Below are 9,812 nucleotides of genomic sequence, written 5' to 3' on the forward strand. Positions count from 1 at the left end.
GTTTGGCTATGATTTCGGTCTGGGAAATCCTTTAGGATTTTTCAGTAATGAGATCGTGCCGACTTAAAAGTACTGAATTTTATCTTTTGCAGAATGCAAGACTGAATTATAGCCCCTGTTAGAGGTTGTTTGCAGCCCACACCTTACCCGAACGGACAAGCCAATGGAACAATCCCCGTAGTTTTTGCCGCATTTTCAATCCAGCCGAAACCTTTGTAAACACAAATATAATTTAGCGTTTTATAAAACTTGGGCGGGAAAGGGCAAGCCAAAAGTCGACCTGCGTACCGATTGCGCAACGATTCCGTACTGGCGGCAAAAGTGGATAGCGCAAAAGTTGCTCCTATTTTCAATCCCTTAATAACCCCAAAGCACTTCCCACAACTTAACAGAACGTAGATTTTTTGCTGCCCTGATAAACGTACTACTTGCGCACCGAAAGGTCGAGCTATAGGGTAGGCAGCAAAAAAAGGGAAATCCCGAAGCTGCTCAAATTTTTATTGCAAATAACCTTCTAACGTACGTGTATAGTAACAAGTTGTTATATATCCTTTATAGAATCTACCAATGTAAGACTTTATTTACTATTTTGAAAGTGGTAGTCGACTAGTTGGTAATATTCGATGAAGTAGTAGGATTAATCGATAGATAATGGGAGATTTTAACCTGGATTATCGGAATAGAATTGAGATGAAAACATTAACTCTTTTTTTTTAAGTGATGGTGGGTTGTATTAGAGGAGAAAACTCACCCTTTACATTGGAAAAACTAGCTTGAAGAGGTTGCCGGTTTAAATCTTCTTTTTAAACTCGGTCAAAGCATTTACAATGGCGAATTCCATTTCCTTGTATTCCTGCTGTACATCAGTTTGCTGGATCATATTTTTCGCCAAAATTTTGAAAAAGTAGGCAACAACCTATAAAATATACTTCATTGTAATAGATCTAGAAAAAGCATACCCTACTGAGAAAAGGCCCCATTAAAACCACAATAAGCCAAAAATAAAGACAATTTTTGAGTGCAAATTGAGTGCAAATAAAAAAGCTTCAAAGATTAAAAATCTCTGAAGCCCTTATTTTACTGGTGATGGCAGAAGGATTCGAACCTTCGACCGCCTGCTTAGAAGGCAGGTGCTCTATCCAGCTGAGCTATGCCACCATTCGCTTTAGATAACTAGTTGTCTTTAGCGGCTGCAAATATACAATTAACATTAATTATTGCACAAGTTTAATTGAAAAATATTTTACACTTTATTTTTCCGCTACCACCCCCCCTTCCATAAACCATTAAATACCAACAACCTAGATAAAGCTCTCCCATAATCGAAATTTAAATGGGTCTAGAAACTACTTTAAATAAGCAGACAAACTACAATCCCCTCAACTCACTCATTATTAACACACTAAAAATAATTGGAAAAATAAATGGTTTTTGTGGTAGGGTTTTTTCCTAGCGAGTTGTTTTATAACAAACAACAAACAAATTAATAATGAGTACAACAAAATCAAAGGTTTTATCCAATGTAAAAAAATCCATTTTCAACTTAGGAATGGTCGTTTTAGCAATGCTGACCGTAGTTGGTTGCGATAAGGATAACACTTCCTCCCAACATGGAGTGATGGCGATTAGTGCCAAAGGAAAAATTTCAGACGATAATAATTCTTCCAAAACCACCAAAGAGGTAGGTTCAAATATAATCGTAAGTGACTTTTTGGTCAATTTGAAAGAGTTTGAATTGGAGTTGGACCTAGATTACGAAGATGATGAAAGCGAGCAGTGGGATGACGACCGTTTTTATGGTTTTGAGGACGAAATAGAGCTGGAAGGTCCGTTTGAGCTTGATCTTCTAAAAGGAGAAATCAATTTTATAAACGTAGAAATTCCTGTAGGAACCTATGAGGAAATGGAATTTGAATTTGATAAAAGTACCGACCCCAACAGTGAGCTCTTTGGAAAATCTATTTTGATTAAAGGTACCATAGACGATGTTCCGTTTATCTTTTGGCACGACTTTGATGAGGAGATTGAAATTGATTTTGAAGACCCTCAAACGCAAATCCAAATCGTAGAAAACGAGACCAATCTAACCATTCAGTTCGATCTTTCCCAACTTCTTTACGGGGTTGGTTCGGTAGATCTTTCACAGGCAGTGGATGGAAACAATGACGGGATTATAGAAATAAGCCCAGTAGACCCGGATGGTAACAATGAGATTGCCGCTCAAATTAAAGAGCGACTAAAGGACATCATAGATTTATTGGACGATTAAACTGTAACTTACTTTAAATCTCCCCTTTTTGGCCAAAGTAGCAGCTCACCTGTCGGTGAGACGGCTAATTTGGCCTTTTTTTTTTATACCTTTTTTATACTGTGGTAATCAATGGACTTTTGAATCCATCATTAGCCATATGGAAAGGTCCTGATTCCCTCCTAGCACGCTCTACCCCTTTACAACAGCCAAAGGTTGCAGTTCTATCTCAATGGAAACCAAATCCTTTTGATTGGCCATTACCTCCTCTATGTTTTTATAGGAACTTGGGGCTTCGTCTAAATCGTTCTTATGCCTTATGGCATGTAAAATCCCCTGTTCTTCCAATGCTTTGCTCTCTTTCTTCACATCTAACTTCCTACGAGCCTGTGCCCTACTCATTACCCTTCCGGCGCCATGGGAGCACGATTCAAATGAGTTGGCATTTCCCTTACCCTTCACCAAAAACGACCGGGTCCCTTGGGAGCCTGGAATCATCCCCCACTCACCTTCCCTTGCTCTAGTAGCACCTTTTCTATGAACTATAACAGTCTCTCCAAAATGTTCTTCCATAGAGGCGAAATTGTGGGGTTTATTAATGAAATCCGAGAATTCCACCTCGGGAAGCACTTCCCTAAAAGCCAATTTAGTACGCTCCATCATCAACTTTCTGTTGGCCAGTGCAAAATCGATACAATAATTCATCTCCCTCCAATACAGATCGTACTCCTCACAGTCTTCCGGCAAATAGGCCAGATCCCTGGGCACCTTATCCCCCATGGCCTTATTTTTCGCCTGTGCAATCTTGTTATAATGATTTGCTACTGTATACCCGATGTTTCTAGAACCAGAGTGGATCATAATCCAGATATACCCGTCCGACCCCTTCTGTATTTCAACAAAATGATTCCCTCCCCCCAAGGTTCCTACTTGATACAAGGCATTGTTGTATTCTTGCTCCACTATGGGCATGTTTCCAATCACCTCTGGCATCCAAGATTGGTCTTGCGGACTCTGATGGCGTTTAAAGCCCACTGGGACCGTCTTCCGTATCTGAGTCATTATTTTCTTAAGATCGGATGTTTCCACTTCTTTTAAATTGGTTCGTAAGGAACACATTCCGCAACCTATATCTACGCCCACTGCATTGGGAATAATAGCTCCTTTTGTGGCCAATATGGCTCCAATAGGCATCCCATACCCCTGGTGCGTATCGGGCATAACTGCAATATGTTTATAGGCAAAGGGTAAATTGGCCAAATTTCTGGCCTGCTCCAAGGCACCTTCCTCCATCTCCCCTTCCTTTAACCATATTTTAATCGGTAGTTTTTCTGTTGTTATTTCTGTTTTCATTTTCATGTTCGTTTTAAAGATTCCCTTTCATTTGGCTACCCATCAACCCCAGGCACCCTTCGTTAATATTAATTTATACCTATCAAATCTACCTCCGGTATTTTAGCACTTTAGCACCACTACATACGCCCTTGGACTTTTACAGGCAAACTATTAACATCTAGGTCTTTTTAGCAAGTCTTATTGCCCTTGGAGGCTGCTAATGCACCACGGGTAGGTGTTCTTAATATAACCTATTTGTTGTTTATACAAAATTCTTTACAGGCTTTAGACTACTAGAATTCCAAAGTGTCTAAAAGCAACGGATTAATTGTTTTCAGTGGATTTGCCAAACCATTAAAAATGGATCCTACCCTTATTCACAAGTCTGCCCTCTATGATAGAGATTATCCTTCAAAGAAATTTTGAATTGACAGGTGCGTTTAGGGCTTCTTTAGCAGGCTAGTAATGCACTTCTAAAATCCGCATTTTAGGATAAAAACTTACCTCAATTCCCTGTTTGTTCACCCCAAAGTCTTTCCTTAATTTAACTGAATAATGTTATAGTACACGTCAATTGTTTAATCCAATGAGAATCAAGCTACTCGCCCTTGCCTCTTTTTGTTTTTCTAGGCTATCCCCCGTCTACGTTACCCATAACGCGGCTAAAGGTCGCTCTTTGCCATTCCCAGAATACAAATTTTGGAGGGTTTTCAATAGCTTTATAGTATCTCAACACTGGTTAATTCATTGGTATAATCCTACATAAAGACCCTGATTCGGTTAATCCGTTATGGGCTAAGTAAAAACCATGGCTTAGTTTATTAGGCATAAAACCGATGGTGTTATGCTTTAAAATGATTGCGAATATATAATGATACAGTTCTATGATTACATCGAAAATAGACTTCCTAGAAATCATCAGGAAAAAAGACTGGAGATTAGTACATCGCTCACTAAATGAATTGGATATTAATGAAGCAATCCTTGTATTTCGGGATACACCAAATCGGGAGAAAATAATCCTTTTCCGGTTACTGTCCAGAGAGCGGGCAAAATTAATTTTTAAGTCGCTCTCCCATACAGACCAGCTAACTATTATAGAGGCATTGGGAGAAAAGCCGTTGAAAGTGGCCAATCTCCTCAACGATATTGAACCAGATGACAGAACCTCATTTCTTAAAGAGCTTCCAGAGGAGGTTGCTCAGCGATTAATTCAGCTATTGTCTCCAAAAGAACGCAAGATTACCACTCACCTTCTTAGCTATCCAAAGGATAGTGTAGGGCGACTGATGACGCCAGAGTTTGTGGCCATTAAGCCGAATTTCTCAGTGGCGGAATCTTTTGAATACATCCGGAAAAATGGGCAAAACTCAGAAACTCTGAACACAATCTTCATTGTAGATGAAGCAGGGAAACTGGTGGACGATTTAAGGATTGGGAAGTTATTGCTAGCTACCCCCAATCAACGTATAGAAGAATTGATGGATAGACGTTTTGTGGCCCTGAACACCCTGGACGATCAAGAAAACGCCGTAAAACTATTTAAGAAATACGATAGGGCCGCCCTCCCAGTAGTGAATACAGAAGGGATGTTATTAGGTATAGTGACCTTTGATGATATCATGGATGTAGATGAAATGGAGTCTACCGAAGATTTCCATAAATTTGGATCTATCAAAGGAGCTATATCCGATCCCATTAAGGCAAAGGTGATAGATCTTTATAAAAATCGCATAGGCTGGTTGTTTGTACTGGTTTTTATGAACGTCTTTTCCGGTGCTGCCATGTCCAGTTTTGAGGAGGTAATCCAATCCTTTGTACCCTTAGTTTTCTTTTTACCCCTCCTAATAGATAGTGGGGGAAATGCCGGCTCCCAATCTGCTACTTTAATGATTCGTTACTTGGCAGTGGGCGGGGTAAAACTGAGCGATTGGCACCGTCTGATAGGGAAAGAGTTCGTTGTTTCATTTCTTTTGGGAATTACCATGTCTATTGGTGTAGCGGCCGTAGCAAGTTTCCGTGCCCCCGAAATTATATTGGTGGTAGCCTTGTCCATGATCTTTACGGTTATGATGGGCAGTCTCATTGGCCTTCTCCTACCCTTTATCTTTACGCGTATAAAAATGGATCCTGCAACCGCTAGCGCGCCCTTAGTAACCTCATTGTCCGATATTTGCGGGGTAGTAATCTATTTTTCTATTGCGACTTGGTTATTGGGGTAGGCAAGCAATATAAATCATTTCCCAATCAAAGGGGACAAACTGTACATTGGACCTTGGAGGGCCCATCATGCCACTATATACATCATTTTATAGCGCCTAATTGTTAAACTCATAAAAATCCCTATTTCATCCTTGGCATTTAGGGAGTAAAATCTATGATCCCTGCCATAAGTTATTGTCCTTCTTTATTTTCTAAGCGTTTAATCATCTTTTTCATTTCCGCTATTTCCTTTTCCTGTGCCTTAATAATATCTTCTGCCAGTTGCTTCACCTCAGGATCCTGAATATTGGCACGGCCACTAGTTAAAATGGCTATGGAATGATGGGGTATCATTGCCTTCATCCATTTAAGATCATTTATAGGCTTTTGTTGGCGTACTAAATAGGTGGCTATAGCCATCATCAATATACTTCCTAAAATTATACTGGTATTTTTCGCCTTGTTTGGATACATTTTTATTATAAACAAGAGCATTATAATTGCCATGCCCCCTATACCTATAAACGTCATGTACATGCGGGTCCAACTAAAATAAACATGACTAAATTCATAAGTATTAAAATACATGGTAATGTACATGGATATGGCTGAACAGATCAACATTAAAATAAATGTAGTATAATTTGAATTTTTCATGGAATAATAAGATTAAATTTTCATCTCTAGTTTCTTATAACAAAGGAATACAGTTGCACCTAATTCACTGTATTACACCCTTAATAAATGGCCCATAAGCCAGGGGTAGCCAATTCCAGTAAATGGCTGTCGGGATCTCGAAAATATAAACTGGTTCCTCCACGTTCCCATCTATATTCACTTTCAATGGCAACTTTGTTTTTATCCAACCATTCTTTCCAAGGTAAAAGTTCATTTTTAGCAATGGCAAAGGCCAGATGTAGATAGCCCCTACCATCATGTGGGGGAATATGCCCGCCCGAACCACTACTTCCTTCACTGGCCGATCCTTCTAAAAACAAGAGTAATACCTGCTTATCGGAAACGTTTAATGCGCAAAAATTCTTGGTTTCAATCAGTAATTTAAATTTGAAAAGGGTCCTATAGAAGGTCATAGAAACCTGTAGATTGCTCACGTAAAGAGCGGTTTCCAATACCCCATTCACTTTAAGATTCTCCATAATGTAGTATTATTAAAAATTTACCTAAAGGTCTAAACAACTAGGGAAGAACTTTTTTGAAAAAGGGGGAGTTTAATGAATCATTACGAGGCTTGATCCTTTTTATCTATTTCTTCCCCTTCTACTGCCAACGGATAATCTGTAATACCCATCCCTCCTATACGCAACAGATTCACCACCGTATTATACAGCAAAAGAACCACCACGATTAGCGCGGCGCTCAAAACACTGGATACCCCCAATGAGATATAATACAAAATACTGAACCAATTATTTGGCACATTATCCGACTCCGTATTTGGCAAATTGAATAAAAGGAAGGTAATTACGGCTGCAATAAAAATAATGGTATCTAACTGCGCTATACGTGACCCTTCTTGATAAAAGTCCTTCTTCAACTCGGACCTAGAATTGGAACTAAGACCTAATAAGGTTAACAACAAGGCCAAAATAGTGGCCGATACCAAGGCAATGGTATTACATTAAGGTATTCATTCCTTCTAGGGAACTCTTTATTAAATCTTTAGCCTCATCACCGCTTAACTTACCCAAAAGGATAGTCCCCAGGCCGATGAATAACATGCTTATTAAGCCCCCAATACGTGCACGCTTTGTATATTTATTCAGTGCCATACAGTCTCATCTTTAATAGGTTATCCATTTTTCCTAGGTAGCCTTAACAGCATTCCTTCTTTCCATGGACCTAAAATTTATGGTTGACGTTGTAAGAGCTTTCTATTTAATTACAAAAGTCGCTGCTGTTTGTGAACTAAATATAGAATTTATTCCCAACTCAATTAAATCTTGGAGTTTTTTAAAGGAGGATGGTTTTTGCAAATACCTATTGGCTCCTTTCTCCTTAAGCACTTTGGCTCTTTCAAAATCTACATAACCAGAGTATATAATAATAGGAATGTTCGCCAATCTTGGCTCATTACGAATATCTATGAGACACTCCTCCCCTGTCATCATGGGCATATTCAGATCTAAAAATATTAAATCTGGTAAAGAGGCCTCCCTTTTTAATAACTCTGCCATTAAATCTACCCCATTGTCAAAAGTCTTGATCTCTGTTTGCAGCGATAAGCCATCAATAGCTTCCAAAAAGAACATGGTATCATCCTGATCGTCATCTGCTAAAAATAATAATAGGTTTTTATTTACCACAAGCAGTGTAATTTATAAGTTGGATTTAAATATTTTTTAGAGCCTAAAATGACAGACTCCTCGTTACATCAGAAAAAGGCATTGTACTGTTCAGTTGTTGTACGCTAAACCACGTAATAAGCAGCCACTACCATAAGTTTAACCTCCCATTCTAAGCACGGTTAAATTTAATCCTTTTTGGAGGGTTTAAATGTCTCTAAATGAAGATTGATTAACCGTATCGCTTACCGATGTTCATTTGAAGATAAATTATTCTCAAAATGCACCCCTTCTCAACTCCCTGCCAAGCCAACAAAATTCAAAATGAAACGTTCCATCTGGATTCAATTCCTTTTTTCACGATACCTAAGACAAAGACAGATATTTTTTTAGGCTAATTAAAGATTGGATATGGTTAACCTTTAAGAAATGAACAAAGTATCTTTCTCTCGGCATTCGTAAATTACCATCCTAAACGTACAGAAACTCATTAAAAAACCATCATGGCAGCATTAAAAAAAGTTAAGATGAATCAAAAATGGCCATGGGTCCTACTTATATTAATATTGGTACTGCTGTTTTTTTATATGACCTTCACTAACAGTACGGAGGAAAAAACCAGCAACGTGCCCCAGGTGGAATCCGATTACTCCATTGAGCAGGAAATCAAGGATAAAAAGGCTACTCCCTATACTAAATCTGCCGAAGAAACTGCAGAATACCTATCCCTTATTGGGGATAGATTCTTATTGGGATCCGATCCCAATTACACTAGAGCTGCCTTGGTACAATTGATCAATATGGTAAGAACCACCGCCATGGAACACCAACAGGGTGAAATAGGCCTATTAGACAGCTTAAAACATAAGGCCCAAACTATAAGGGACCAATCTACCGCATCTAAGCTAGCTGCCGACATTAAGACCATTGGAGACCCCATCTATGAATTGATTGTACAATTAGAGCGCGAAAAATTCCCGGAACTAGGTTTGGAGGCCCAACAGGTTAAAAGTACTTGGGAAGCCCTGAATCCCAATGTAGCCATAGAAGAGCAACAAGAAGCGATTATAGATTTTTTTGAAAGCTGTGGTGAAGCGGTTAAAAAAATGAACCTCAACCAATAAGTAGGTATTTACGGCTTTCCAAGCAGCTGATTTATTAATACTCCTGGATTTTTACTATTCCCAACACTGTGGTTGCCAACAGCCATCTTCCACCTTCCAGCAAAAGCTTCATCAGGAGTTGCCCAACCCCTAGAATGGACCATTACTCCCCACACCATTTCTCCCAGTAATTACACAAAAACAATACGCTTAAGACAGGCACTTCCACCAAAAATAGCAACTAAAGATATCCCTTTGAATGGGCAGGACGGAGAAGTTTTCCATTAAAAGTAATTGAGTTAAAATTATAATTTTCTGAAATCATAAAACTGAAAATTACCGCTTACATTAGGGATGATAAAAAAATGAATTAGTAACCTAATAGACCTTAAACGTCTATTAAAAACCTAAGCGATATGAATAGAGATCAGTTAGAAGGAAAATGGAAGCAAGTAAAGGGTAAGTTTAAGCAGACCTATGGGAATCTCACAGACAACGACCTTACTTATACCGAAGGTAAATTTGATGAAATGATGGGGCGCATTCAAGAAAAAACAGGAAAGCGAAGAGAGGAATTGGAAGAACAAATCGAAGAATGGAGCAACTAAATAGGTTTCATCG

At 38.8% G+C, this 9,812-nt stretch carries 10 protein-coding genes and 1 tRNA gene; 4 read left to right on the top strand and 7 right to left on the bottom strand.

The features are described 5' to 3' along the window. Positions 1-1,081 precede the first annotated feature (1,081 nt). A tRNA-Arg gene (locus F1E73_RS15665) sits at positions 1,082-1,158 on the bottom strand. A gap of 331 nt (positions 1,159-1,489) precedes the next feature. Between F1E73_RS15665 and F1E73_RS15670 the strand changes: the two genes are divergently transcribed. After that, positions 1,490-2,269: a hypothetical protein gene (locus F1E73_RS15670; RefSeq protein ID WP_150452466.1), complete on the top strand. Its 780-nt coding sequence runs from the start codon at positions 1,490-1,492 to the stop codon at positions 2,267-2,269. A gap of 171 nt (positions 2,270-2,440) precedes the next feature. On the opposite strand, the gene F1E73_RS15675 is transcribed toward F1E73_RS15670, so the two are convergent. Continuing rightward, the gene (locus tag F1E73_RS15675; protein WP_150452467.1) at positions 2,441-3,601 is read right to left on the bottom strand and encodes an RtcB family protein; all 1,161 of its coding nucleotides are present in this window, start codon (positions 3,599-3,601) and stop codon (positions 2,441-2,443) included. Between the two features lie 866 nt (positions 3,602-4,467). On the opposite strand from F1E73_RS15675, the gene mgtE reads away from it, so the two are divergent. After that, on the top strand, positions 4,468-5,805 hold the full coding sequence (gene mgtE, locus F1E73_RS15680) for a magnesium transporter (RefSeq protein ID WP_150452468.1): 1,338 nt from the start codon (positions 4,468-4,470) through the stop codon (positions 5,803-5,805). 172 nt (positions 5,806-5,977) lie between these two features. Here the strand turns inward: mgtE and F1E73_RS15685 are convergent, their stop codons facing one another. From F1E73_RS15685 to F1E73_RS15700, 5 genes are all read right to left on the bottom strand, one after another. Then, a complete protein-coding gene (locus F1E73_RS15685; RefSeq protein ID WP_191089037.1) occupies positions 5,978-6,442 on the bottom strand; it encodes a DUF305 domain-containing protein in 465 nt (154 codons plus the stop codon). 80 nt (positions 6,443-6,522) lie between these two features. Beyond that, on the bottom strand, positions 6,523-6,942 hold the full coding sequence (locus F1E73_RS15690) for a VOC family protein (protein WP_150452469.1): 420 nt from the start codon (positions 6,940-6,942) through the stop codon (positions 6,523-6,525). 83 nt (positions 6,943-7,025) lie between these two features. Beyond that, positions 7,026-7,409: a hypothetical protein gene (locus tag F1E73_RS15695; RefSeq protein ID WP_223883475.1), complete on the bottom strand. Its 384-nt coding sequence runs from the start codon at positions 7,407-7,409 to the stop codon at positions 7,026-7,028. Between the two features lie 10 nt (positions 7,410-7,419). Next, positions 7,420-7,575: a hypothetical protein gene (locus tag F1E73_RS17960; protein WP_223883476.1), complete on the bottom strand. Its 156-nt coding sequence runs from the start codon at positions 7,573-7,575 to the stop codon at positions 7,420-7,422. 102 nt (positions 7,576-7,677) lie between these two features. Further along, positions 7,678-8,109 carry a response regulator gene (locus F1E73_RS15700; RefSeq protein ID WP_086478319.1) on the bottom strand — a complete coding sequence of 144 codons (432 nt, stop codon included), beginning with the start codon at positions 8,107-8,109 and terminating at the stop codon, positions 7,678-7,680. Positions 8,110-8,591: 482 nt separating this feature from the next. On the opposite strand from F1E73_RS15700, the gene F1E73_RS15705 reads away from it, so the two are divergent. Together F1E73_RS15705 and F1E73_RS15710 are read left to right on the top strand one after the other, a co-directional pair. Next, on the top strand, positions 8,592-9,212 hold the full coding sequence (locus tag F1E73_RS15705; protein WP_150452470.1) for a hypothetical protein: 621 nt from the start codon (positions 8,592-8,594) through the stop codon (positions 9,210-9,212). A gap of 395 nt (positions 9,213-9,607) precedes the next feature. After that, entirely contained in the window at positions 9,608-9,799 is a 192-nt protein-coding gene (locus tag F1E73_RS15710) for a CsbD family protein (RefSeq protein WP_086478317.1), read from the top strand. Positions 9,800-9,812: the final 13 nt, after the last annotated feature.

The organism is Arenibacter lacus, from assembly GCF_008711145.1.
GTDB classification, from domain to species: Bacteria; Bacteroidota; Bacteroidia; order Flavobacteriales; family Flavobacteriaceae; genus Arenibacter; species Arenibacter amylolyticus.